Annotated in this window: 20 protein-coding genes; 13 read left to right on the top strand and 7 right to left on the bottom strand. The window is 72.1% G+C overall.

The genetic code is table 11. The features are described 5' to 3' along the window. Nucleotide 1: 1 nt before the first annotated feature. From AC507J_RS19540 to AC507J_RS19510, 7 genes are all read left to right on the top strand, one after another. Complete coding sequence (locus AC507J_RS19540; protein ID WP_496290613.1) at nt 2-2,308, top strand: [protein-PII] uridylyltransferase; 2,307 nt, start codon at nt 2-4, stop codon at nt 2,306-2,308. Between the two features lie 152 nt (nt 2,309-2,460). Further along, a complete protein-coding gene (locus tag AC507J_RS19535) occupies nt 2,461-2,988 on the top strand; it encodes a P-loop nucleotide/nucleoside kinase family protein (RefSeq protein ID WP_496290612.1) in 528 nt (175 codons plus the stop codon). 135 nt (nt 2,989-3,123) lie between these two features. Continuing rightward, nucleotides 3,124-4,695 (top strand): signal recognition particle protein, encoded by a 1,572-nt coding sequence (ffh, locus tag AC507J_RS19530; protein WP_496290611.1) that lies wholly within the window; start codon nt 3,124-3,126, stop codon nt 4,693-4,695. Between the two features lie 66 nt (nt 4,696-4,761). Then, nucleotides 4,762-5,340 (top strand): Uma2 family endonuclease, encoded by a 579-nt coding sequence (locus AC507J_RS19525; RefSeq protein WP_496290610.1) that lies wholly within the window; start codon nt 4,762-4,764, stop codon nt 5,338-5,340. 18 nt (nt 5,341-5,358) lie between these two features. Further along, nucleotides 5,359-6,438, top strand: coding sequence for an amidohydrolase family protein (locus AC507J_RS19520; RefSeq protein WP_496290609.1), 1,080 nt, complete (start codon nt 5,359-5,361; stop codon nt 6,436-6,438). A 57-nt stretch (nt 6,439-6,495) separates the two neighbouring features. Further along, nucleotides 6,496-7,902 carry a proline--tRNA ligase gene (gene proS / locus AC507J_RS19515; RefSeq protein ID WP_496290608.1) on the top strand — a complete coding sequence of 469 codons (1,407 nt, stop codon included), beginning with the start codon at nt 6,496-6,498 and terminating at the stop codon, nt 7,900-7,902. A gap of 278 nt (nt 7,903-8,180) precedes the next feature. Continuing rightward, on the top strand, nt 8,181-9,737 hold the full coding sequence (locus tag AC507J_RS19510) for a chloride channel protein (protein WP_496290607.1): 1,557 nt from the start codon (nt 8,181-8,183) through the stop codon (nt 9,735-9,737). Nucleotides 9,738-9,746: 9 nt separating this feature from the next. Here AC507J_RS19510 and fxsT read toward each other — a convergent pair whose 3' ends face one another. The 7 genes from fxsT to AC507J_RS19475 form a co-directional block, all read right to left on the bottom strand. After that, complete coding sequence (gene fxsT, locus AC507J_RS19505) at nt 9,747-12,728, bottom strand: FxSxx-COOH system tetratricopeptide repeat protein (protein ID WP_496290606.1); 2,982 nt, start codon at nt 12,726-12,728, stop codon at nt 9,747-9,749. Nucleotides 12,729-12,821: 93 nt separating this feature from the next. Further along, the gene (locus AC507J_RS19500; protein WP_496290605.1) at nt 12,822-14,051 is read right to left on the bottom strand and encodes an FxsB family cyclophane-forming radical SAM/SPASM peptide maturase; all 1,230 of its coding nucleotides are present in this window, start codon (nt 14,049-14,051) and stop codon (nt 12,822-12,824) included. Next, on the bottom strand, nt 14,038-14,292 hold the full coding sequence (locus AC507J_RS19495) for a hypothetical protein (protein WP_496290604.1): 255 nt from the start codon (nt 14,290-14,292) through the stop codon (nt 14,038-14,040). Before AC507J_RS19495 ends, AC507J_RS19500 begins: the two co-directional genes overlap by 14 nt. Before the next feature lie 146 nt (nt 14,293-14,438). After that, the gene (locus AC507J_RS19490; protein WP_496290603.1) at nt 14,439-17,732 is read right to left on the bottom strand and encodes an SAV_2336 N-terminal domain-related protein; all 3,294 of its coding nucleotides are present in this window, start codon (nt 17,730-17,732) and stop codon (nt 14,439-14,441) included. Then, nucleotides 17,732-18,742 (bottom strand): AAA family ATPase, encoded by a 1,011-nt coding sequence (locus tag AC507J_RS19485; protein WP_496290602.1) that lies wholly within the window; start codon nt 18,740-18,742, stop codon nt 17,732-17,734. Before AC507J_RS19485 ends, AC507J_RS19490 begins: the two co-directional genes overlap by 1 nt. Nucleotides 18,743-18,774: 32 nt before the next feature. After that, on the bottom strand, nt 18,775-20,724 hold the full coding sequence (locus AC507J_RS19480) for a VMAP-C domain-containing protein (protein ID WP_496290601.1): 1,950 nt from the start codon (nt 20,722-20,724) through the stop codon (nt 18,775-18,777). 11 nt (nt 20,725-20,735) lie between these two features. After that, nucleotides 20,736-21,098: a CU044_2847 family protein gene (locus AC507J_RS19475; RefSeq protein WP_496290600.1), complete on the bottom strand. Its 363-nt coding sequence runs from the start codon at nt 21,096-21,098 to the stop codon at nt 20,736-20,738. A gap of 149 nt (nt 21,099-21,247) precedes the next feature. Between AC507J_RS19475 and AC507J_RS19470 the strand changes: the two genes are divergently transcribed. The 6 genes from AC507J_RS19470 to rplS all read left to right on the top strand — a co-directional run bounded on the left by AC507J_RS19470 (nt 21,248) and on the right by rplS (nt 24,701). Then, a complete protein-coding gene (locus AC507J_RS19470) occupies nt 21,248-21,895 on the top strand; it encodes a ribonuclease FAU-1 family protein (protein WP_496290599.1) in 648 nt (215 codons plus the stop codon). 259 nt (nt 21,896-22,154) lie between these two features. Next, on the top strand, nt 22,155-22,607 hold the full coding sequence (gene rpsP / locus AC507J_RS19465) for a 30S ribosomal protein S16 (protein ID WP_496290598.1): 453 nt from the start codon (nt 22,155-22,157) through the stop codon (nt 22,605-22,607). Nucleotide 22,608: 1 nt separating this feature from the next. Further along, nucleotides 22,609-22,842, top strand: coding sequence for an RNA-binding protein (locus AC507J_RS19460; protein WP_013732101.1), 234 nt, complete (start codon nt 22,609-22,611; stop codon nt 22,840-22,842). A 2-nt stretch (nt 22,843-22,844) separates the two neighbouring features. Beyond that, nucleotides 22,845-23,408 carry a ribosome maturation factor RimM gene (gene rimM / locus AC507J_RS19455; RefSeq protein ID WP_496290650.1) on the top strand — a complete coding sequence of 188 codons (564 nt, stop codon included), beginning with the start codon at nt 22,845-22,847 and terminating at the stop codon, nt 23,406-23,408. A gap of 17 nt (nt 23,409-23,425) precedes the next feature. Continuing rightward, nucleotides 23,426-24,199, top strand: coding sequence for a tRNA (guanosine(37)-N1)-methyltransferase TrmD (gene trmD / locus AC507J_RS19450; RefSeq protein WP_496290597.1), 774 nt, complete (start codon nt 23,426-23,428; stop codon nt 24,197-24,199). 145 nt (nt 24,200-24,344) lie between these two features. After that, a complete protein-coding gene (rplS, locus tag AC507J_RS19445; protein ID WP_496290596.1) occupies nt 24,345-24,701 on the top strand; it encodes a 50S ribosomal protein L19 in 357 nt (118 codons plus the stop codon). Nucleotides 24,702-24,744: the final 43 nt, after the last annotated feature.

Raw genomic sequence — 24,744 nt, 5'->3', positions numbered from 1 at the left:
GATGACCTCGTTGACCGAGCGGGCATCCGCAGAACCCAACGGCGACGCGGACCAGCTGGTCAACGAGGTCGTCGGCGTACCGGCCGGTACCGGTGCCAGCGCGCGCCGGGCCCGGGCGGACGCGTACGACGCCTGGCTGGCCCGGGCGATGCCGGACCGGCCGGGCGTAGCTCTGCTCGCGGTCGGCGGGCTGGGCCGGCGACAGTGTGCGCCCTACGGCGACCTCGACCTGGTGCTGGTGCACGCCGGGTTGCCCGGGGTCGACGAACTCGCCGCCCAACTCTGGTACCCGATCTGGGACGCCGGGCTGCGGCTGGACCACTCGGTACGAACCGTCGCCGAGGCGCTCTCGGTTGCCCAGGACGACGTCAAGGTGGCCCTCGGGCTGCTCGACGCCCGGCTCGTCGCCGGCGACCCCGAACTGGCCGACACGCTGATCCGCAGCGCCACCGACCACTGGCGGCGCACCGCCGTACGCCAACTGGCGCCGCTGCGGGAGACCACCGCCGCCCGCTGGCAGGCCCACGGCGAGCTGGCGTTCCTGCTGGAAGGCGACCTCAAGGAGGCGGCCGGCGGGCTGCGCGACGTCGGCATCCTGCGCGCCATCGCGATCGCCGGGATCACCGACGCGTTGCGTCCTGCCGTGCACGCCGCGCACCTGCGCCTGCTGGACACCCGCGACGCACTGCACCAGCAGGTCGGCCGGCGGGTCGACCGGCTGCTCGCCCAGGAACGCGACGGGGTGGCCGCGCTGCTCGGTCTCCGCCACACGGCACCTGACGACCCGGACCAGTCCGCCGGAGACGGCGACGCCCTGCTACGCCGGGTGGCCGGCGACGCCCGGACCGTCAGCCATGCCCTGGACGACGCCTTCCGCGCCGCCGACCGGCTCCGCTCCGGCCGCCGTCGGGGCGCCGACGGACGACCGCTGCGCCGGCCGGTCGCCCGGGACGTGGTCGAGCACGACGGCGAACTGGTGCTGGCCCGTACCGCCATCGGCGCCCGCCCCGACCCCAGCCTCTCGCTGCGGGTGGCCGCCGCCGCGGCCACCACCGGGCTGCCGATCGCGCGGGCCACCTGCGAGTGGCTGGCCGTCTACTGCCCGCCGCTGCCGACGCCCTGGCCGGCCGAGGCGCGGTCCGCGCTGACCACGCTGCTCGGCGCCGGCGCGGGCCTGCTCCCGGCCTGGGAGACCTGCGACCGGTACGGGTTGATCGACCGTTGGCTGCCGGAGTGGACCCGGCTGCGCAGCCTGCCCCAGCACAACCCGGTGCACCGGTTCACCCTCGATCGGCACCTGGTGCAGACCGCCTTCGAAGCCAGCCGGCACACCCGCGACGTGGACCGGCCCGACCTGCTGCTGCTCGGCGCCTTCCTGCACGACATCGGCAAGGGGCTACCCGGTGACCACTCCACAGTCGGCGCACCGATCGCCGAGGAGATCGCCGCCCGGGTCGGCCTGCCCGCCACCGAGGCGAAGCTGATCGGCACGCTCGTCCGGCTGCACCTGCTGCTGCCGGAGGTGGCCACCCGACGGGACCTCGCCGACCCGGTCACCATCGCCCGGGTGGCCGAGGCGGTCGGCGACGCCACCACCCTTGACCTGCTGCACGCACTGGTCCGCGCCGATGCCGCCGCCACCGGCCCGGCCGCCTGGTCGGACTGGAAGGGTCGGCTGGTCGCCGAACTGGTCGCCCGGGTCCGCACCACGCTTGACACCGGTGCCGTACCCGAGCCGCCGGCACCGGACCCGACGCTGGTGGCGGGACCACTGCCGGTCGTACACCTGACCGGGGACCGGGTGGCGGTGGCCGCCGCCGACCGGCGGGGCCTGCTCGCGACGGTGGCCGGCTGCCTGGCCCTGCACCGCCTGGAGGTGATCGCCGCCGACGCCTCGACGGTGGACGGGCGGGCCCTGGTCGAGTGCCGGGTGCAGCCGCGCTACGGACTGGCCCCGGACCCGGTGGCGCTCAGCGCGGACCTGCGCCGCGCGGTCGGTGGCGACGTGTCGGTCACCCAGCGACTGCGCGGCCGGGCCCTGGCCGCCCGGGGCGCCGGCGCCGAACCAAGGGTGGTCTGGCACCGCGACGCCGCCACCGACGCCGTGCTGCTGGAACTGCGCGCGGCCGACGCCGCCGGCCTGCTCTACCGGGTGACCAGCGCGCTGGACGCGGCCGGCGCCCAGGTCCGCGCCGCCCGCATCGCCACCCTCGGCGGCGACGTGGTGGATGCCTTCTACCTGGTCGGCGGCTGGCCCGCCGCCGACGGGCGCACCCGGATCGAAGCCGCCATCCTCGCCGCGGTGTAAGGACGCGGTTTGCGGTGTAAGGAAGGGCCCCCTTTTAACGCCTCGTGTAGAGGAAGGGCCCCCTATTAACAACCGGGCTAGCGCGCCCGGCAAGCGGGTAGCGCGCTGCGACCAGCCGGCGTACGCCGCTGCGGCGACCGACAATGGTCGCCGTGATCGTCTGGTTGAACGGCGCGTTCGGTGCCGGTAAGACAACGGTGGCGAACGTCCTGTGCCGGGAACTGCCGGCGGCACGGAGCTTCGATCCGGAGTGGGTCGGCAACCTGCTCGGGCGGATCCGGAAGGTACCGACCGGGGACTACCAGGATCTGGCCTCCTGGCGCTGGTTGACGATCCGACTCGTCGGTCGGGCCGCCCGGGGCGGAGGCCCGGTGGTGGTGCCGATGAGCCTGCTGTGGCCCGCCCACCGGACGGAGATCCTCGACGGTCTTCGGGAACGAGGGCTGGCGGTGCGGCAGGTCGTGCTTGCCGTGCCCGAGCCGGTGCTGCGGGCCCGGATCGACGCCGATGCGGCGGAGGCGGGGGCCCGGGAGTGGCGGCACCGTCACGTGTCGCGGGCGGTGGCGGAGCTGGCTGGTCTCACCGATCGGGAGCCGGACACCATCGAGGTGCCGAACGGCGAGTGGAGCCCGGGCCGGACGGCAGCGGAGATCGTCGCGCGGTTGGGGCTTTCGTCCTGATCCGGCCGGCGTGCGCGGCGGTGAGGTGGCTGGCGCGGAGCACGGCTGTGGGTGGCGGGCTACCCTAGCGGTGACTGGACACCTCATTCCGGTCACGTTCGTGCTCGTCGGGACACTGACAATCGGGATGTTCGCGTGTTTGACACCTTGAGTGACCGCCTCTCCGGGATCTTCACCAAGCTCCGCGGCAAGGGACGCCTCACCGACGCCGACATCGACGCGACGGCGCGCGAGATCCGCCTCGCGTTGCTGGAGGCCGACGTCGCGCTCCCGGTCGTCAAGGGCTTCATCGCCAACGTCAAGGAGCGGGCCCGCAGCGCGGAGGTCTCCCAGGCGCTCAACCCGGCCCAGCAGATCATCAAGATCGTCAACGAGGAGCTGATCGCCGTCCTCGGTGGCGAGGGGCGCCGGCTCCAGTTCGCCAAGCAGCCACCGACGGTGATCATGCTCGCCGGCCTTCAGGGCTCCGGCAAGACCACCCTCGCCGGCAAGCTGGCCCGCTGGCTCAAGGCCCAGGGGCACCAGCCGCTGCTGGTCGCCGCCGACCTCCAGCGGCCCAACGCCGTCGGGCAGCTCCAGGTGCTCGGCGGTCGGGCCGGCGTCGAGGTGTACGCCCCGGAGCCCGGCAACGGCGTCGGTGACCCGGTGCAGGTGGCGAAGTCCTCGATCGAGCACGCCCGTCGGGCCGCCCGCGACGTGGTCATCGTCGACACCGCCGGCCGGCTCGGCATCGACGCCGAGATGATGCAGCAGGCCGCCGACATCCGCGACGCCGTCGCCCCGGACGAGGTCATCTTCGTCATCGACGCGATGGTCGGCCAGGACGCGGTGCGTACCGCCGAGGCGTTCCGCGACGGTGTCGGCATCACCGGTGTGGTGCTCTCCAAGCTCGACGGCGACGCCCGGGGTGGCGCGGCGCTGTCGGTCCGCGAGGTGACCGGGCAGCCGATCCTCTTCGCCTCCACCGGCGAGAAGCTTGAGGACTTCGACGTCTTCCACCCCGACCGGATGGCCAGCCGGATCCTCGGCATGGGCGACGTCCTCACTCTGATCGAGCAGGCCGAGGCGGCCTTCGACTCCGATCAGAAGGAGAAGATGACCGCCAAGCTGATGGGCGGCGAGCAGTTCACCCTGGAGGACTTCCTCGATCAGCTCATCGCGGTACGCCGGATGGGGCCGATCGCCAACGTGCTGGCCATGATGCCGGGCATGGGGCAGGTCAAGGACCAGCTCGCCGAGCTGGACGACAAGCACTTCGACCGGATCACCGCGATCATCCGGTCGATGACCCCGGCCGAGCGCAGCAACCCGAAGATCATCAACGGTTCCCGGCGGGCCCGCATCGCCAACGGCTCCGGGGTCACCGTGATGGACGTCAACCAGCTGCTCAACCGCTTCAACGACGCGCAGAAGATGATGAAGCAGATGGGCGGCATGATGGGCCTGCCGGGCGCTGGTCGGCGCAAGGCCACCAAGAGCCCGAAGAACAAGCGCAAGGGTACGAAGGGTGGCGGCCGGCCGCGCAGCGGCGCCGGTACCCGGGCGGCCCAGGGCGGGCTGCCGGGTGGCTTCCCGGGCGGCATGCCGCAGCTTCCCCCGGGCATGAACCCGGACGACCTGGCCGCCGGTCAGGGCCTCCCGCCGGGCTTCAAGCTGCCGAAGATCGACTTCAACAAGTTCGGCAAGGGCGGCCAGCCGCCCCGCTGAGCGTGTCGGTGACGGCGGGTGATGTCACAAGCGCCTAGGGTGATGTCGCCCCTGGAAGGAGGAGTCATGACCGTGGCGCCAATCCTGCCCGAGCGGACGGAGTGGACGGTTGACGACCTCGGCGACCTGCCGAAGGACCTTCCGTACGAACTGATCAACGGAAGGTTGATCGTGCCGTCCCCCACCGCACTCCATCAGGACCTCTGTGTCCGACTGCTGCTCGCGCTCGAAGTGAACTGCCCGGCGGAATACCTGGTCAGCATCGACCTGTCGATGCGGGTGGACCGCCGCAACGAGCCCCGGCCCGACGTGGTCGCCATCCGGCGTGAGCACGCCGACCGCTCGCCCGTCCCGGTCGAGGACGCATTACTGGCCGTCGAGGTCGTCTCGCCCTCCTCGACCTTCCGTGACCTCTACGACAAGGCCCGGGTCTACGCCCGCGCCGGGGTACGCACGTACTGGGTGGTCGACCCGCTGCACGACAAGATGGCCCTGACCGAGTACGTGCGCGGCCCCTCCGGCGAGTACGAGGTGGCCAGCCACACCGAGGACCTCTTCGTCACCGAGCGGCCGTGGAAGGTGTCGGTCGACCTGCCGGCGTTGACCGCCCGGCGGGCGGGGCTTCTCGCACACCACGGGGAGTGATCGGGTAGGACTGTGCGCATGGCTCTGCATGTGCGCGGTGTGCTTCTGCCCGACGACGAGGTCCGGGATCTGTGGTTGGTCGGGGACCGGGTCACCTTCGACCCGGTGCCCGGCGCGGAGACCATCGCCGAGCGCGGGTTCATCCTGCCCGGCCTGGTCGACGCGCACTGCCACATCGGCATCGCCCGGGGTGGTGCGCCGATCACCTCGCTCGACCAGGCCCGCGCGTTGGCCCGTACCGACCGGGACGCGGGTGTGCTGGCGATCCGGGACGCCGGCTCGCCGTACCCGTACCCGGAGTTGGAGGACGAGCCCGACCTGCCGCGGCTGGCCCGCGCCGGGCGGCACGTCGCCCCGCCGAAGCGGTACCTGCGCGACATCGGTGTGGAGGTCGGCGCGGCCGAGGTGGCGGCGACCGTGGCGGCGCAGGCCGCCGCCGGCAACGGCTGGGTGAAGCTGGTCGGGGACTGGATCGACCGGGGCGTCGGCGACCTGGCGCCGGCCTGGGACGCCGACACGATGACCGCCGCCGTGGCCGCCGCGCACGCCGCCGGGGTGCGCGCCGCCGTGCACACCTTCAGCGAGTCGGCGGTGGAGATCATGGTGCGGGCCGGGGTGGACTCGGTCGAGCACGGCACCGGGCTGAGCCTCGACCTGATCGACCTGATGGCCCGGCAGGGCACTGCGCTGATCCCCACGATGATCAACATCCGTACCTTCGGCCACATCGCCGACCAGGCCCGACCCAAGTTCCCCGGGTACGCCGACCACATGCTCGCCCTACGCGACCGCTTCCCGCAGGTGGTCCGGGCCGCGTACGAGGCCGGGGTGCCGATCTACGTCGGCACCGACGCGGGCGGGGGAATCGATCACGGCCTCGCCGTCGAGGAGATGCTCCTGCTGCACGAGCAGGCCGGCATGTCCCGGCTGGACGTGCTCGCCGCCGCCTCCTGGGGCGCCCGCGCCTGGCTCGGCTTCCCCGGACTGGTCGAGGGCGGTCTGGCCGACCTGGCCATCTACCCCGAGGACCCGCGCCAGGACCTCAACGCCCTCCGTACTCCCACCCACCTCATCCTCCGCGGCCGCCGCCTGTCCTGACCGGCTATCCGGGGTGGAAGCCGGAGAGATCTGGACGGGCGCATAGGATGTGCGGTCATGGCGCGTGTGCTCACTCCCCGGGCGGAGGACTTTCCCCGCTGGTACCAGGACCTGATCGCCAAGGCGAAGCTGGCCGACAACGGGCCGGTGCGGGGGACCATGGTGATCCGACCGGCTGGCTACGCCATCTGGGAACGGATGCAGGCCGAGATGGACGCCCGGATCAAGGCGGCCGGGGCGGAGAACGCGTACTTCCCGCTCTTCATCCCGGAGAGCTACCTCAAGCGCGAGGCCGAGCACGTCGAGGGCTTCTCGCCGGAGCTGGCGGTGGTCACCCACGGCGGCGGCAAGCAGCTCGCCGAGCCGGTGGTGGTCCGCCCCACAAGCGAGACGGTCATCGGCGAGTTCATGGCCAAGTGGATCGACTCGTACCGGGACCTGCCGCTGCTGCTCAACCAGTGGGCCAACGTGGTCCGCTGGGAGCTGCGCCCCCGGGTCTTCCTGCGGACCAGCGAGTTTCTCTGGCAGGAGGGGCACACCGCGCACGCCACCCGCGAGGACGCCCGCGCCTACGCCCGCCGGATCCTGCACGAGGCGTACGAGGACCTGATGGTCAACGTGCTCGGCATCCCGGTGGTGGTCGGGCTCAAGACCGCCCGGGAGCGCTTCGCCGGAGCGACCGCCACCTACACCTGCGAAGGCATGATGGGCGACGGCAAGGCGCTCCAGCTCGGCACCAGCCACGAACTGGGGCAGAACTTCGCCAAGGCGTTCGACATCAGCTACTCCTCCGCCGAGGGCGGCCGGGAGCACGCCTGGACCACCTCCTGGGGCACCTCGACCCGGATGCTCGGTGGCCTGATCATGTGCCACGGCGACGACAACGGCCTGCGGGTGCCGCCGAAGCTGGCACCGGTCCAGGCGTACGTCATGGTGGTCAAGGACGGCGAGGGCGTCGGTGAGGCCGCGGCCAAGCTGCGCGACGCGCTGCGCGACGCCGGTGTCCGGGTGGCGCTCGACGACCGCGTCGACACGCCGTTCGGCCGCCGGGCCGTCGATGCCGAGCTGCGCGGCTATCCGGTACGCGTCGAGGTCGGCCCCCGCGACCTGGCCGCCGGCAACGCGGTCGTGGTCCGGCGTACGGACGGCTCGAAGGCTCCCACGCCGGTGGCCGACGTGGTGGGCGCGGTGCTCGCCGCCCTCGACGCCGACCAGCGGGCGCTGCACGACCAGGCGCTCGCCTTCCGCGACTCGCGCACGGTCGACGTGGCGACCCTGGACGAGGCGATCGAGGCGGCGGCCACCGGCTGGGCCCGGGTGCCGTGGCCGGCGGTCGGTGTCGAGGGCGAGGCGAAGGCCAACGGGCAGGGCGTCACCGTCCGCTGCCTGCTGCGCGCCGACGGCTCCGTGCCGGACACCGAGGACGAGCCCGACCTGTACGCCATCCTCGCCCGCGCCTACTGACCGCGTCACCCCGCCTGCCCGCCCCCGTTGTACCGGGCGGGCGGGAAGTGGTCGCCCGCCGGTCCGGCAGCCCGGCCGTGACGGGGGACCCCCGCCGTGGGCCGGCCCGGCCGCTGCCGGGGTACGGGCGACCCGTGGGGACCGCGCTCGGGCGTGGACCCGCGTAGCTCCATCGGCCGATATCATCATGCTGCCCGCGCCGCCCGGCGGCGGGCGAGCTGGCTGCGAGCAGACGTGCGGGCGGCGCCGGAGGGCGCCGGCAGGGTGATGGAGCCGCGATGACGGACCGGGGACCGCGGGGCGGCTGGCGCCTGTGGGTTCCGCTGTCGCTGCTGACCGGAGCGGTGGCGGGCCTGGGTGCCGCGGCCTTCGCGGCGTTGCTGAAACTCGGTGAGCGGTTGCTGCTCGGCGGGCTCGGTGGGCACCACGTGCCGGGCGTGGCGAGCGAGGGTGGCGGGGATCCGAGCGGCTTTCCGCATCCGTGGGTCATCCCGCTGCTCGTCGCCGGCGGGGCGTTGGTGGCCACCGCGTTGGTGCTCAAGGTCGCCCCGGAGACCAGCGGCCACGGCACGGACGCGGCCATCCACGCCACCCATCACGACCCGGCGGGCATGCGGGCCCGGGTTCCTGCGGTCAAGATGGTGGCCTCGGCGGTCCTGATCGGCTCGGGTGGGTCGGGCGGCAGTGAGGGGCCGACCGCCCAGATCACCGCTGCGCTCGCCTCGGTGCTGGCCCGACGCTTCCGGCTCTCCTTCACCCAGGCCCGGACCACCGTCGCGATGGGGCTGGCCGCCGGGGTCGGCGCGATCTTCCGGTCTCCGCTGGGAGGTGCCCTGCTCGGCGCGGAGCTGCTCTACCGCTCGGACGTGGCACCCGGCGTGATCGTGCCCGCCCTGATCGCCTCGGCCGCCGCGTTCATGGTCTTCGGGTCCATCCACGGGTTCGATCCGCTCTTCGGCGTGGTCGACGGCATCGGTTGGGACAATCCCGGGCAGTGGCTCGCGATACCGGTCCTCGGCCTGCTCGCCGGCCTGCTCGGGCGGTTGTACGCCAGCACGTTCTACGCCACCGCGAGCTTCTTCTCGTCGGCGCGGATGCGGTGGCTGCCCCGGGTTCTGCGTACGGCCGGTGCCGGGCTGCTGGTCGGTCTCCTTGGTCTCGCCATTCCGGGCGTGCTGGGCACCGGTTACGGCAGCGCGCAGCGGGCCATGGATCCCGAGGTGGTGCTGCAAGCCTCCCTCTGGCTGCTGCTGGCAGTCCCGCTGGCCAAGATCGTGGCAACCTCGCTCTCGGTGGGCTCGGGTGGCTCAGGCGGGATCTTCGGCCCGGGGCTGGTCATCGGGGGGACTGCGGGCGCGGCCTTCTGGCGTCTCGTGGAGCCGCTCGGGCTGGCACCGGAATCGCCGGCGCCCTACGTGATCATCGGGATGGCCGCGTGCCTCGGCTCGATCACGCACGCACCATTGGCGCTGATCGTGATGGCGGCGGAGACCACCGGAAACCTGAGCATCCTCTTCCCGACGATGCTCGCCACCGGGGTCGCCTGCCTGGTGGTCGGGGACCGGACGCTCTATCGCAGCCAGCTTAGGGATCGTACGGAGCAGCCGGACGAGCCGGGTGCCGCACCGATCCCGGCGCCGCCGACGGTACCGCTCCGCCCGCGACCGAGCGGACGGGCCCGTAACACCGGGCGCGAACGCGTGGCCGGAACGCGCCGTCGCCGGCTGACCGGCCGGCTCTACCCGGCGACGGATCCGACGGGCCGCCCGGCGCCGCCACGGATTCCGGGGCCGAAACGGCCGAGCCTGATCGAGACGCCTGCCGACGAGGGCTGATCCCCGCCCTCAGGTCGGTGGCGGCTCGGTGTCGCACTCCAGTCGGACCTGACCGGCCGCGGCCGAGGTCTCCGGATGCGTCGGGCCCAACCGTGCCTCGAAGCTCGACAGCGTCTCCCGCAGCAGCTCCCGCGCTCCCTGCTGGTCCCCGTCGGCGCGCCGGTCAGCGGCCAGGTTGGCAGCGCACGCCAGGGTGTACGGGTGGTCGGCGCCGCGTACCTCGCGCAGCTGCTCCAGCACCTCCTCGCCGAGCCGCCGGGCCTGGGCCACCTTGCCCACCGCCTGGAGGTCGCTGGCGAGATTGGTGGCGCAGGCCAGCGTGTACGGGTGGGTGGGCCGCAGGCTGACCGAGAGCGCCGCCCGGGTCTGCTGGTTCAGGTGGCGGGCCTGTTCCGGCTCGCCCGTCCGACGCAGGCAGATGGCGAAGTTCACCGCCGCGCAGAGCGTGTAGGGGTGGTCCTCTCCTGCGGTGGCGCGCAGCCGTTCCAGGGCTTCCTCCGCCCGGGCCCGGGCGCCGGCCTCCTCGCCGAGGCTGCGGAGATCGTTCGCCAGGTTGGTCGTCGAGGCCAGCGTCTCGGGATGGTCGTGCCCGAACCGGCGCTGGTGTCGCCGCAGGCAGAGCCGGGCCAACTCGTACGCCGCGAGATAGTCGCCGGCCTTGCGCCTGGACACCGCCAGGTTCTTCATGGCCCGCAGCGAATCGGGGTGATCCTCGCCGAAGAGTTCCCGATACCGCTGGTAGACGCCTTCCTGTAGCTCGCGGGCGCGGGCGTACTCGCCGCACTCGCGCAGGTCCCGCGCCACGTTGTTGGCCGACAGGAGGGTGGAGCGGTTCTCCTCCCCGGCGAACTTGATGCGGTACCGCCGCAGGGTCGCCTCGTCCAGCGCGAGCGCCTCCCGGAACTCGCCCATCATCCGTCGGCTCACCGCGAAGTTGTGCGTGCTGAGCAGCGCCCGGTGATGCTCCGGCCCGAGCGCCGCCTGCGCGGTCTCGAAGGTCTGCCGGTCGATGTCGTAGGCGGTCTGCCAGTCGCCGAGCCGCCGCAGGTCGGCGGCGAGGCCGTTGGCGGCGCCGAGGGTGTCCGGATGGGCGGCACCCAGCTCGGCCCGGGCGTGCGCGAGATTCGCCTCGTCCAGCTCGCGGGCCCGCTGGTGGTCGCCCCGGCCGCGGAGCGCGTTGGCCAGGGTCACGCTCAGGGCGACCAGATCCGGATGGCTCGGCGGCAGGACGGTCAGCCAGGAGGCGCGGGCGTTCTCCCCGAAGGACCGGCAGGCCGTGTACTCGCCACGGGAGAAGAGGTACTTGGCCATGTTGATGACCAGTTGCCGGACGGCCGGATCGCTGGCGGCGGAGGTGACGTCGGCGGCGTCGAGGTGTAGCAGCAGGTCGTTGTAGCGACCTCGGTTGCTGATCAGGTCCGGCTGCCCGGGATCGGCGGCGACGAGGAGTCGGCGACCGGCCTCCGCGTACGCCCGGCGTTCGTCCGGGCTGAGTTGTTCGCGCAGGAACTGCTGGAACACGCGGTGCAGTTGCAGGAACTCCCGCCCCTCCCGTTGGCCGACCTTCGCCAGGGCGTACGTGCCGATCTCGGTGAAGATCCGGGCCCGGGAGACCGCGTCGCCGATCTCGTCGCCGAGCGGAAGAGGGAGGGTCATCGCTGGTGGGACACCGTCCGGGGAGCCGAGCAGCAGCGACATCGGCACCGGCTCCGGCGCGAGGAAGGCGCACAACCGGAGCAGCTGTGCGGCGGCCGGGCTCTCCTCCCGCAGCCGGTTCATCGGCAGCACCCAGGCCATCACCACCTGGCGGTCGTACGACGACACCTCCGCCTGGCTGAGCAGGGTGGTCATCCGCTGCTCGCATTCCCGCAGGTAGTCCCCGACCGGCAGCTGGGAGGCGGCCAGATAGCTGGCGGTCGCGTCCAGGGCGAGGGGTAGATCCCCGAAGCGGTCAGCCAGTTCCACGCCGTCGTCCTCGGTCAGCCGGGGCGCCCGTCGTTGGAGGAAGTGCACGCTCTCGGCGCGCCGGAAGACGTCCAGTTCCAGTAGCTCAGCGCTTGCCTCCCAGCCGCTGTGCAACGAGGTGACAAGCACGTGCCCCACTCCGCGTGACCGGCCTCCGGGCAGCAACCGGGCCAGCTCCTGCGGGCCGGGCGCACTGTCGAAGATCAGCAACCAGTTCGCGGCCGGCGTGCCCTGGCTGAGCGCTTCGAGGACGGTGTCCGCGGTGACGCCAAGGTCGTCGCTGATCCGCAGCCCGGCCGCGGCGGCCAGGCCGGCCAGGTCGGCCCGGACCGTGGCGGGCTGCTCGCTACGGACGTACCAGACCAGGTCGTAACAGGCGGCGAAGCGGTACGCGTACTCGATCGCCAACTGGGTCTTACCCACGCCGGCGGGACCGTGCACAGCGACGGTGACCACGGCGGAGATGTCGCCGGCGAGCCGGTTGCGCAGGTCGAGCAGTTCCGCTTCCCGTCCGGTGAAGTGCGGGTTGCGAGCTGGGAACGGCTGTCGCCAGAGTCGCGGTTGGCGCAGCGGCCATGGCACCGTCGCCGGTCGGCCGGTCGGGGCCGGCCCGAGCCGGAGGTGGCGGGCCACCTCGTCGCGGGCGGCGGTCTCGTCGAGGATCCCGAGCAGCGGACACTCCCGCGGCGACAGGAAGGCGGGCCGGCGGGCGCCGACCGAGATCGTGCTCAGCCGGCCGGGCAACTCGTCCCGCAGGGTCGCGACCAGCTCCGCCCACTGGCCGGTGGACCGGCCACCGGCCCGGACCAGGGAGTCGCTGATCACCAGCAGCAGACGGGCCGGTGCCGCGACCATCTCCCGGGCCGCCGTGGCGAGGTCCGTGCGGGGTTCCATTGACCACGGGAGCGCGGTGGCTCCGCACTGCTCGATCTGCTCACATAGCCATTCCGCCCAGAGGCGGTCGGGACCGACATGACCGACCACAATGGTGATCTCGGCTCCGCCGACACCGCGCTCAAGTCCCATCGCGCCTCCCTGCCGCGGCGGCCGGGGGAGCGGCCAGCAGGACCGCCGCGTCTCCCCGTCGAATCATGAGAATAGCCGTCCGTTCCGGTGTTCTCACTTAGCGTCTGTCCTATCGAGAATCCGACAGCCCGTTGCAGAATCGGCCGTCGCCACCGGGCCGACCGGTCGACCGGTGAGGTCGACGATTCGCCGTGCCAGGTGGGTGATCAGCCGGTAGAGGTCGGCGCAGTAGACCGACGGATTGTCGAAGCCAGCCCCGGCGCGGTACCGGTGCGGGTAGTGGCCGCCGCCGCAGACGGGGTGGACCGGACAGGCCCGGCACTGCGCCGCCAGGCCGGCCAGTCCCAGCTGTCGAGCCGCCACGGCCGGGTGCCGCAGCGCGGCATCGAAGGAGTCCCGCTGCACCGTCAGCCCGGTCACCGGAGCACCGGGATAGGCGACCTTCAGCGTGTCCACCAGTTCGATCTCACCGTCGCTCTCCACCACCACGAACGCCGCGGGCGAGAGCCCCACCGACTCGGTACGGCTCGCGCCGCCGAGCAGCAGCACGAGGATCTCCTCCAGCAGGCGTACGCCGGTCTCCCGCCGAGCCGCCGACCACCAGCGGTCGAAGACCGAGATGAGCCAGTCCGCGTACGGGGTCCGGCGCGGATCGGCCGGTCGGCCCGGCGGCGGCGTGGTCCAGGTGCCGTGCGGAAGCAGAAAGTCGATCATCGGTGGTTCGTACGCCAGCAGGGTCTCGTAGCCGCGAACCGGATCGGTGGCCAGATCGATGGTCGCGAGCAGCCCGCCGAAGAGCGGCCGGTAGGCAGGCTCGGTCAGCAGCCGTAGCGCCCGGGAGGTGGCTGGATAGCTGCTGCCGCCATCCGGCCGCCGACGGTGCCGGTCGTTGGCCGTCCGGTCGCCGTCGAGGCTCACCCCCACCCCGACCCCGTGCCGGAGGAACATCTCGAGCATGGCGCGGTTCAGCAGGGTCCCGTTGGTCTGCACGGCGAACGAGAGCGTGATTTCCGGGCCGGCGATCCGACGTATTTCCGTCACCACGTACTCCAGTTGGGCGCCGCCGGCGAGCAACGGCTCACCACCGTGCAGTACGACGCTCGCCTCGGTGATTCCGTGCGCCCGCAGATGCTCGACTATCCGGGCTCCGGTCTGCCGTACGACATCGCCGCTCATCCGCTGCGGACGACGTCGCCAACTCTGGTCGGCCAACGTGTAGACGTAACAGTAGTCGCAGGCCAGATTGCAGCGACTGTGCACTTTGAGGACGAACTCCCGGAACGGGACCGGGGCGGTCGGTGCCGCCCGGTCAGTCACTGCCACCGGGCCCCTCCTCGGCCCCGACCGCCCCGGTCGGCACGCGTGCCGACCACTGTTGACGGGCGCCCCTGGGAATGTCACCGATCTGGTTGTCGAACCGGGCGAAAACGGCGCGTCCGGTGGTTATCTCGGTTAACACCCGCTGCGCCGCGTGCCGGAGCACCTCATTGCCCTGCTCGGACAAATCAGCCAGGAGTTGAACCGCCAGGAAAGGCGGAACTGTCCCGAAATTGGCTTCCCTCATGCGCTCGGCCGTCCTTCCGCCAAGTGCCCGGGATCGCACTCCGTCGAGCGACCCAACTGCGTACGTCGGTCGATGTATGAATATCGAGGATAACGCGTCGGTGCATAGCGTCCTCCGGTGCGAAATATGGTGCCCGACCGGGCCGGTCAGCCCGAGGTGTCGCCGTCGCCGGGCAGCGCCGCCAGGGCTTCCCGGGTGGCCTGGGTCGTCGGATCCTCGTCGCCGAACAGCCGCTGGCGGGTGGCCAGCACCGCGGTCAGTTCGCGGCGTGCCTCGTCGGGCCGGCCCGAGCCGGCCAACGCCTTCGCCGCGGTGTCCCGGATGGACAGGGTCGCCGGTGCGTCGGGACCGAGCCGTTGACTGAGGATCTCCACAACGGCCTGTGCCTCCTCTCGGGCCTCGTAGAACCGGCCGGCGGCCAGCAGGGCCCGTCCGAACGCGATCCGGGTCTCGACGGTCGGTGCCGCGTCCGGACCGAAGCGGCGCCCGGACAACTCCACCGCCCGGCGGAAGCCGGCCACCGCCTCGTTCCACTGCCCCTGCTCGGCCAGCACCTCGGCCAGCGACCGGACCCGTTGCACCAGCCCCGGATCCTCCGGTGCTGTGGCGTCGATCGCGCGCCGGAGAGCCTGCCGTGCCGCGTCCAGGTCTGCCCGGGAGCCGAACCGCTCCGCCCGGGCGCGCAGGGCATCGGCCAGGTCGGCGAGCCGTTCGCCGAGCGGGCCGCTCTCCGGCACGCATCGGACGGCCTCCTCGAAGCGGGCGCAGGCCTCCTGGAGGTCGCCGGCGTCGCCGCCCTGCCGGTACCGCTGAAGCAACGCCCGGCCGAGGTCGCCGAGGTGGTGGTGCCGATCCGGGTGGTAGCCGGGCAGTGCCCCGAGCAGCTTCCGCGCCGCGGCGACGAGTTCGTCGAGCACCGCTTGTCGCTGATCGTGCGCGGCCGTGAGACGCAACAGGCCGACAAGGGTGACCAGACTGTCCACGTACGACTGGTCCGCCTCGTCGCTGGCGGCCACCGCCGAGCGGGCCACCCGGACCGCCCGCTCCAGGGCCGCGGGATCGCCGGTGTGTACGGCGAGTTCACCGAGCACCTCGGCGAGGCCACGGGTCACCCGCAGCTGGAGATGGGTGGGCGTCGCGGCCGGGTCTTCAGCGCTCTGCTCGTAGAGCTGGGCAGCGGTCCACAACAGACGTACCTCTCCGGTGTCCCGGAACGCCGACCGCAGCAACGCAGCCAGCCGAGCCTGCCTGCTGCGGCGGCCGCTCTCGTCGGCCACGTCGGTCAGGACCATCATCGCGTCGAGCAGGGACTGACTGTCGCGGCCCAGCGTGTAGCGGCGCAGCAGGGTGTCGACCAGTCGCAGCGCGGCCTGGTCGCGGACCGGCGCGGCGGCGTCGACGAGCGCGGAGCGGTAGAGCGTGCTCGCCTCGTCCAGGTCGGCCAGCGTCCCCGACCGTTCCCCCCGGATCGTGAGGGCCCGGGCCAGCCCGATCAGGCCACGCCGGTGCAGCGTCGGATCGGCGTCGGTGAGCGCGCTGCGGAACAGCGACACCGCCTCCGCCAGGTCACTGCCGAGGCCCCGCTCGACGGCGAGCGTCAGGCGCAGCTCACCCAGCTCGACGGAGAGCCTCGGGGCGGCCGGCCCGGTCGTCGCGGCGCGCGACTGCTCCAGTACGGAGACCGCCTCGACGAGATCGGCCAGGTCTCCGGTCTGTTCGAACCGGCTGCGCAACGCGGCGACGAAGTTGACGACGATTCGCTGGTTGGTGGGCTCGGCGGTCGAGTCGCGGCGCAGCCGCCGGATGACCTCGCCGAGCCCTTCGGGCGTCCACGGACCCTCCGGCTCGTCGGCCTCGATCGGCGACACCGGTGTCGGCTCGGTCCGGCGCGCCGGCATGACCTCGACGTCCTCGGTCCGGAACAGGTCTATCAGCGCGAGGTGGCGGCCACCGAGGCGGGCCAGCACGGTCGTGGGAAGTCGACCGAGCGATGCGCCGCGCGGGTCCGCGCCATCGCTCTCCGGCATGCTGTCCGCGCTCACCACGGCGGCGAACTCCCGCAGACTGATGCCCATCTGTCGGGCGATGAAGGCGGCGATCTCGTGCCGCAGCCGGACCAGGTCGCTGTGCCGCACCAGGCTCCGCAGCAGCGGCCGGATCCCGGGCCGGAATTCGAACCGCAACTCGTCGCCGGATGGTCGGTGCCGGACGAGCAGACCACCGAGGAGGACCTCGGCCAGATGCGCCGGGTGACCAGGCACCGGCAGCGCCCGCTGCACCAGTCGCATGACCGGCAGGGTGACGGGCAGATCCGCGAGGTGAGTGGCGAGCCGGAAGGCTTCCGGGCTCGCGGTCGCCCGGAACCGGCGCAGCCGCTCCGCGGCCTGCTCCACGGTGCCCTCGTCCGAGGGCGGGCGGTGGGCTCTCGGACGGGGTGGCAGGGTGATCACCGCGTCGATCGAACCGTTGCCGGTACCGGTGAGCCGCGCCCAGGAGGCCAGCCAGTCGGGTTGGATCTGAAGCACCGGAACCGGAGCGGCCACCTCGACCGCCCGTCCAGGACGCCAGTTGTGCGGGGCGAAACGCAGCCGCGCATTCGTGCTCTCGCCGTCCACGGCACTGAGCCGGCCGCGTACCGGTACCAGCCCGGTGCGGGACCACATCCGCTGTGGCAACGGCTGCATGATCGCCACTGTCTGGTGCCGGGCCCAGGTCTGGAGCTTCCCGAACAGGGAGCCGTCGTGCCAGCGCGGACCGGTGCAGTCACTGATCACGAGAATCAGCCGCCGTCCCGCCACGGCCAGCGGTTCACCGGCCGTCCCGGTGCCGCCCCGACCCGGCTCGTGGGAGGGCAGCGAGACACGCCGGATGCGCCGGAAGGCGCCGAGTGAGCGCAGCACCGACTCAAGCTCGGCGACCACCGGCGACCACACCGCCATCGACGCTCCGGCATCGACGACGAGGTCGAGGTCGTACCAGGGACATCGATCATGGTGCAGGACAGGCAACCAGATCCCCTGCTCAGCGATCCGTTCGGCGGTCGCCTGTTCGTCCACCACCCACCGATCCGGATCCGATGCCGTCCGGCGCAGCGGACGCAGGCTCCGGGTGAGGCTCCGGCCGCGCAGCGCGGGCGCCTCTGGTGCGCGGACCGGCAGGCCTCGACCAGCGCCCGTCGGTCTCGGCTCCGGCACGTGTAGCTGGGCCCACGGCTGGCCGTCCCGGGGTGCGGCTTCCCCGACCGACGTCACGGCGGACGGTTCGGCACCCGACCCGGGAACGGCTCCGGTCTGCCCCGTCGACGCCGGCGGCGATCGCACCGGCATGGCGTCCGGGTCGTCGGGCAGGAACGGGGCCAGCCAGAGCGCATCGGCCAGCTCGCGGGCCTCGGGATCGAGACCGGCGCCGCGCAGCACCTCGATCAGCCGGCCGGTGCCCATCACAGATCCCGGTCGTCGTCGAGGTGTCGGAGCACCACGCTGGCCAGCTCGCCGCGGTCGGGCGGAGCCCCGTCGGTGGCCCGGACCGTCAGGTAGATGGCATTCAGCAGTTGGTCGGTGGCCAGCGTGCCGTGCTCCCGCCGGGAGAGGAAGAGTTCGACCAGCTCATTGGTTCCGGGAATCGGATCGGTCCCGAAGTGGGCCTCGACGATGGCGGCGAGCTGTTCGGCGTCGGGCTGACCCAGTTCGAGTTGGAGGCAGCGGCGTTTGAACGCGGGCGAGAATTCGCGTTCGCCGTTGCTGGTCAGGATCACCAGCGGGAAGGCGTTGCAGCGCACCACCCCACGGTGCACCGGCACCAGTTCCTCGCTGCCCTCGATCGGCACCTCCACCTCCGGCTGACTGTTGGCCAGCCGCTGTAGCTCCGGGATCCGGTACTCGCCCTCCTCGAAGACGTTGAGCAGGTCGTTGGGGAGGTCCACGTCGCTCTTGTCGATCTCGTCGATGAGCAGCACCCGGGGATGCTCGTAGGGCAGCAGGGCAGTGCCCAACGGGCCCAACCGCAGATAGCGGCCGATCTGTAGGTCGGCCGGCCCGTCCAGTTGGTGCGCGAGGCTCGCCTCCTGAAGCCGAGCGATCGCGTCGTAGCTGTACAGGCCCTCCTGGAGGTTGGACCGGCTGCTGATCGGCCAGCGCAGGACGGGCCCGAGCGCCAACTCGTGGGCCACGGCGTAGGCGAGCGTCGACTTGCCCACCCCCGGCTTACCCACGATCAGCAGCGGACGACGCAGATAGAGAGCGGCGTTCACCAGGGCGAGCTCGTTCGGGCGAGGACGGTAACTCACCGCCCGGTGCAGCTCACCGAGCCGGCGCCCGGTGGCCAGGTCGGCTCCGGGTGGAGGCGGTACGAGTGGCGCGCCGTTGAACACTCGCCAGGGCGGGGGCGGCGGCAGCCGGCGGATCCCGGTGTGCGGACTCGTCGTACCACGGTATATCCACCAGTCCTGCACGGTGCTCCTCCTGTCGTCCTGGCGGTCGGGCGTCACCACAGCGGTTCGAACGCCTCGTCCCGGGTGTGCCGGAAGGGGTTGTCCCAGAGCAGGACCAGACGGTGCCCGCAGTGGTTGTCGTCGCGAGCCGCCACGGCGGCGTTGCGTAGCTTGCGGACCCGCAGTGGGAGCGAGTCGATCGTTTCGGTACGCAGTTCCCTGGCGAGGTCGGCCAGGAAGGTGGACCCCCGGCAGGGGCTGCTCTCCCCGTCGGACGGTTGGCCGTGCTCCGGACAGCCGGTCCGGTTCCAGAGCGCCACCGACATCCCGGCCTGGGCCCCCGATTCCAGCAGGACCTGGTACCGACGGTCGCGGGCCGGACCGGGTAGCAGCACCGCCGTGCGGCCGGTGGTGTTGAGCTGGGCGAAGAACCATTGTGGGTCGGTCTCCGTACCGCATTCGACGATCTCGAAATCGATGCCGGCGGTGCCGTCCTGGGCGGCCTTCCACCGGGCCTCGGCCTCCGGCCCGGTGTTGATTCCCTCGCCGTTGTCCCACATCCGCACCACCACCGGCCGCCGCAACCCGATCGGCGCGATGTCGCCCTGGCTCAGCGACCACTCGTCCAGCGGCAGGTCCAGCAGCTCTGGCGGCAGGACCAACTCGATCATCACCGTGTGCGCCGAACTGAACTGCAGCAATCCGGTACGCAGCAGCCCGGGCAGGACCACCGCCAGGCGTTGTGCCGCCATCGGTTCGTCGAACTGCTCGAAACTGCGGATGTCGTCCTGGCTGCGATACAGCGAGACGGTGAGCAGGTAGCGCTCCCGGTCGTGCCCGTCCGGCGTCACCTCCACGAGCACCGATCGTGGGTCGCTCAGCCCGGCGGAGTTCTGCATCCCCGAGCGCGGGGCGGGCAACTGCCCCGTTGCGAGTTGCTGGAACTGGCGGTGCTGGCCGAGCCGGGCGGCGAGTTCCGCAGCCCATTCGTCGAGGCGGACGGCGTCCGTTCCCGGATGGTGCCGGCTCAGCAGCTTCGCGAAGATCAGCAGCGGATGCAGCTCACCCCGGCGGGCCATGCTGACGTCGTCGAGGGCTCGGACGACATCGCGTCGGTCCAGCAGCGGCTGGGCCGGGCTCGGCGCCCAGCCGTGACACGCCTGCTCGTAGAGGTGCTGCGCGTCAGGCGCCGCCGGCAGTCGCGCCAGTATCCCCCGCAGCTTCGCCTCCTCGGTGGCCCGCAGGACCGGCTGGACGAAATCCGGGTGCAGCAGCTCGATGACCTCCCGCGGGATACCGGCGACGCGGCGGTGGCGCAGCCGGTCGATCGCGTTCGCCCAGCTCGGATCCGCCGCGTGATGTCGATCGTGGCCCTGCCACAGCTTGCGGAGCAGCCCGGCGGGCAGGTCCCGAAGCCGGTCCAGCGGCACCGCCAGGCCGCCGTGCGGCAGATCGGCGCTCCGTGCGGTCTTCACCAGCGCGCACACCTCGCCGGTGTGGTCGTTCAGCACCGGGCTGCCCGAACTGCCCGCCGGCAGTTCGTCGTTGCGGAGCCGGATGGCCCGGGCACCCGGACGGCCCTGTACGCCGGCCGAGTCGAGCAGCATCGGGGTCGGCTCGGGGCTGCCGTACGCGCCGCCGTAGCCGTACGCGTACAGCGCCTCACCCTCGGGCGGCAGTCGCTCGCCGAGCCAAACACAGGGGTGTTCCGTCGGTGCCTGGTCGATGCGCAGCACCGCCAGATCCGGCAGCGGCCAGACGCTGGCCGAGCCGTCTGGCGGGGGGTCGGTGTGTACCACCTGGGCGTTGAGGAGACGATCCTCCCAGCGCACCCGAAGCCTGGCGTCCTTCCGACCGTTTACGACGTGAGCGCAGGTAAGCGCGTATCCGGGCGCGACGAAGAAGGCCGTCCCGCCGCGGCTTCCGTCGCCGTTGAGCACCTCGAGGACGGCAGCCCGCATGGCTGCCCTGAGATCGTGCGCCTCGACCGGCCCGCCGTGCATGACCCGATCACCTAGGCACGTGGGTCGGCCGGGTCGCCAGCCTCGTCGGGGTGGCCGCCGGTGCTGGTGTCGGCGCGCTGCCAGCCGAGCGTGATCGTCAGATTGGCCTCGCCGCCCACCTCGGTCAGGACGCTCAGGACCCGGCCGCTCTTCGCGGAGACCGTGATGCCGAACTCGACGGAAACGGTGTTCGGCCGGGCCTCCCGCAGCCCCTCCTGAACGCTCGCGGCGACCGCGCGTACGGTCTCCACCAGCCCTTCCAGTGGATGTACGCGTTCGTCCCACCAGCCCACATCGGCCGGTCCCGTCGGATCCGTGACCCGAACCCAGACCGGATCGCCGCTGGGCAGCAACACTTGCATGTCCTTCGGCACGGAACCGTCCTTCCGTTCGGCCGATCGCCGGCACCCCACACCGTAGCGATTCAGTGACTCCGGTCGTTAGACCTGCGTCCGGAATTCGAGTGTCGGAACTCGGCGCGATGGACCACCGTCCGGTCGGTGCCGGTCGGTAGGGTCGGTGCGTGAGATTCGAGCCGGGTCGGTTGGTCGTGCACCGGAACGTGCGGCGGGGACGGATCGGCTGGGTCCGGCCGGCCCGGGTGGTGAGCGACGACGAGCGCGGCCTGCTGCTCTGGGTGGCCGAGGGGTCGCCGGTCGCCGGTGAGGTGACCGAGGCCGGGCTGGGCATGCGGGCCGTTCCCTTCGCCGAGTGGATCACGTCGGGCTACCGCCTCGCCGAGGGCCGGTGGAACGGGCCACCGTTGCTGAAGTTCCTGCCCACCGGTGCGGCCCACTCGGTCTGGTGGTTCCGGGACGCGCAGGGGCGCTTCATCGGGTGGTACGTCAACCTGGAGGAGCCCGGCGTCCGGTGGGATGACGGAGGGCTGGCCGGGGTCGACATGGTGGACCAGGACCTTGACGTGTGGGTCCGGCCGGACCGCAGCTGGGAGTGGAAGGACGAGGAGGAGTTCGCCGAGCGGCTGGCCTTCCCGGAGCACTACTGGGTGGCTGACGAGGCCGGCGTCCGGGCCGAGGGCAAGCGGGTGATCGCCCTCGCGGAGGCCGGCGAGTTCCCGTTCGACGGCACCTGGTGCGAGTTCGTCCCGCCGGCCCAGTGGAGCACCCCCGAGCGCCTGCCGGAGGGCTGGGACCGGCCCCCCGTACGCTGACGCCGAGCCCGCCCGTCGGTGTGTCCTCGGTCACCTTCGGTGCGCGTCGGGGGAACCGCACCGGTCCGGTGTGAGCGATCCCGGGCGGATCTGGCAGAATGGCTGGCTGGTATCCGGCGCGTGTCCGGCGCCCTCTAACCCGGGCGCGTCGCCAGTCCACCCGAGCGGTCTCCGGCCCAACCCCACTGTGCCGGTTGGCGCTCACCCATGCACACCGCCCGCACCGGGCAGGTGAGATCGCAACAGGAGCGAAACAACCGTGGCCGTAAAGATCCGGCTCCTGCGGATGGGCAAGATCCGCAACCCGCAGTACCGCATCGTCGTCGCCGACTCGCGCACCAAGCGCGACGGCCGGGCGATCGAGTTCGTCGGGATCTACCAGCCGAAGGAAGACCCTTCGGTGATCGAGGTCAAGTCGGAGCGGGTCCAGTACTGGCTGTCCGTCGGCGCCCAGCCGAGCGAGGCGGTGCAGCGGCTGCTGGAGCTGACCGGTGACTGGCAGAAGTTCAAGGGCCTGCCGGCTCCGCCGCCGCTGAAGGTTGCGCCCGAGCGGGCCGACCGCAAGGCCGCCTACGAGGCCGAGGCGAAGGCCGCCGCAGGCGTGGCCGACACCCCGGCCAAGCCGGCGAAGAAGGCCGCCAAGGCCGAGGTGCCGAAGGCTGAGGAGCCCAAGGCCGAGGCGCCGGCCGCGAACTCCGGTGAGCAGGCCTGACATGGCACTGCGGCCGGCGTTGGAGCATCTGGTCAAGGGGATCGTCGATCACCCCGACGACGTACGCGTCCGGATGGTCGACTCCCGGCGGGGCAAGCGGCTGGAGGTTCGCGTGCACCCCGAGGACCTGGGCACCGTGATCGGGCGGTCCGGCCGGACCGCCAAGGCGCTGCGCCAGGTGATCGGCTCCATCGGTGGGCGCGGCGTACGCGTCGACATCGTCGACTCGTACTGATGCTGCTCATCGTCGGCAGGATCGGCAAGCCGCACGGCATCCGCGGTGAGGTCACCGTGGAGGTGCGTACCGACGAGCCCGATGCGAGGTTCGCTCCCGGCATGGTGTTGCGCACCATGCCGGGGGTGACCGGCGGGCGTGGCGCGCCGCCCCCGGCCGCCGGTCCCGGCGTGCCGTTCGAGGTGCCCGACGAGTTGACCGTGGAAGCCGCCCGCTGGCACCAGAGCCGGCTGCTTGTCGTCTTCGAAGGGGTGCTGGACCGCGACGTCGCGGAGGCGCTGCGCGGCACCCTACTCGCGGTGGACAGCGCCGAGGTGGCCCCGCCGGAGGACCCGGAGGAGTTCCACGACCACCAGTTGGTCGGGCTGGCCGTGGTCACCCCGGACGGCGAACCCCTCGGCGAGGTGGCCCGGATCGACCATGCCCCCGCCTCCGACCTGCTGGTGCTGCGTCGCCCCGAGGGGCGTACCGCGCTGATCCCGTTCGTCAAGGCGATCGTCCCCGAGGTCGATCTCGCCAATGGCCGGGTGGTGGTCGACCCGCCCGGTGGCCTGCTCGACCTCTGAGCCGCGGAGCACCCCTGATGCGCGTCGACATCGTGTCGATCTTCCCGGAGTACTTCGCCCCACTGGACCTGTCACTGGTCGGCAAGGCGCGGGCCAACGGCACGCTGCGGCTGGTCGTACACGATCTGCGCGGCTGGACCCATGACGTGCACCGCACCGTCGACGACACCCCGTACGGCGGCGGGCCCGGCATGGTGATGCGGCCCGAGCCGTGGGGCGAGGCGCTGGACGCCCTGGCCCCGCCGGAGCTGACCCCGCCCCGGCTGCTGGTGCCCTCCCCGGCCGGCGTCCCGTTCGACCAGGCGCTGGCCCACGAACTGGCCGCCGAGCCGCACCTGCTCTTCGCCTGTGGCCGGTACGAGGGCATCGACCAGCGGGTGCTCGACCACGCCGCCACCCGGATGCGGGTGACCGAGGTCAGCCTCGGCGACTACGTGCTCTTCGGCGGCGAGGTGGCGGTGCTGGTGATCCTGGAGGCGGTGACCCGGCTGCTGCCCGGTGTGCTCGGCAACGCCGGCTCGCTGGACGAGGAGTCGCACGCGCACGGGCTGCTGGAAGCGCCGATGTACACCAAGCCGGCGACGTGGCGCGGGCTCGACGTGCCCGAGGTGCTCCGCTCCGGCGACCACGGCCGGATCGCCCGCTGGCGCCGGGACCAGGCGCTTGAGCGTACCGGTCACCGCCGGCCCGACATGCTGGCCGCACTCGACCCACGGAGCCTGGGCAAACGGGACGTGGCAGCGCTGGAACGGGCCGGATTTCAGGTGCCCGGGGCGGATGTGGCAGAGTAGAGGGGTTGCCGCAGACGTCTGCGCCGCAGACGGCTGCGAGGATCCCCGGCCGGGGCCGGTCCGTCGCCAGCCACCATCCGGGGATCAGTATCACCCATCCGCGCGCCGAATGACGGTGCGCCGTGAGCCTCACGAGGACATCGCGATGAACATCCTGGACGCCCTTGACGCCCAGTCGAAGCGCACCGACCTGCCCGCCTTCCGCGCCGGTGACACCGTCAAGGTGCACGCCCGGGTGGTCGAGGGCAACCGGTCCCGGGTCCAGATCTTCCAGGGCGTGGTCATCCGCCGTCAGGGCGACGGACTGCGCGAGACCTTCACCGTCCGCAAGCTCAGCTTCGGTGTGGGCGTCGAGCGGACCTACCCGGTCAACAGCCCGGCGATCGACCGGATCGAGGTCGTGACCCGCGGTGACGTCCGCCGCGCCAAGCTCTACTACCTGCGTGAGCTGCGGGGCAAGAAGGCCAAGATCAAGGAGCTGCGCGAGAAGCAGCCCAGCTGACCTTGCTCTGCGCCACGCCGCCTGAGCTGCGCGTATGCCGTAC

Source organism: Micromonospora sp. PRAS1, from assembly GCF_059553435.1.
The sequence above is the reverse complement of the archived record's forward strand: the minus strand, read 5'-3'. Positions and strand labels throughout refer to the sequence as shown.

Coding starts and splice junctions, on each gene's coding strand:
- AC507J_RS19540 (WP_496290613.1), top strand. CDS start 2: ATGACCTCGTTGACCGAGCGGGCATCCGCAGAACCCAACGGCGACGCG.
- AC507J_RS19525 (WP_496290610.1), top strand. CDS start 4,762: ATGACCGTGGCGCCAATCCTGCCCGAGCGGACGGAGTGGACGGTTGAC.
- AC507J_RS19520 (WP_496290609.1), top strand. CDS start 5,359: ATGGCTCTGCATGTGCGCGGTGTGCTTCTGCCCGACGACGAGGTCCGG.
- proS (WP_496290608.1), top strand. CDS start 6,496: ATGGCGCGTGTGCTCACTCCCCGGGCGGAGGACTTTCCCCGCTGGTAC.
- AC507J_RS19510 (WP_496290607.1), top strand. CDS start 8,181: ATGACGGACCGGGGACCGCGGGGCGGCTGGCGCCTGTGGGTTCCGCTG.
- fxsT (WP_496290606.1), bottom strand. CDS start 12,728: ATGGGACTTGAGCGCGGTGTCGGCGGAGCCGAGATCACCATTGTGGTC.
- AC507J_RS19495 (WP_496290604.1), bottom strand. CDS start 14,292: ATGAGGGAAGCCAATTTCGGGACAGTTCCGCCTTTCCTGGCGGTTCAA.
- AC507J_RS19490 (WP_496290603.1), bottom strand. CDS start 17,732: ATGGGCACCGGCCGGCTGATCGAGGTGCTGCGCGGCGCCGGTCTCGAT.
- AC507J_RS19480 (WP_496290601.1), bottom strand. CDS start 20,724: ATGCACGGCGGGCCGGTCGAGGCGCACGATCTCAGGGCAGCCATGCGG.
- AC507J_RS19460 (WP_013732101.1), top strand. CDS start 22,609: ATGGCACTGCGGCCGGCGTTGGAGCATCTGGTCAAGGGGATCGTCGAT.
- trmD (WP_496290597.1), top strand. CDS start 23,426: ATGCGCGTCGACATCGTGTCGATCTTCCCGGAGTACTTCGCCCCACTG.
- rplS (WP_496290596.1), top strand. CDS start 24,345: ATGAACATCCTGGACGCCCTTGACGCCCAGTCGAAGCGCACCGACCTG.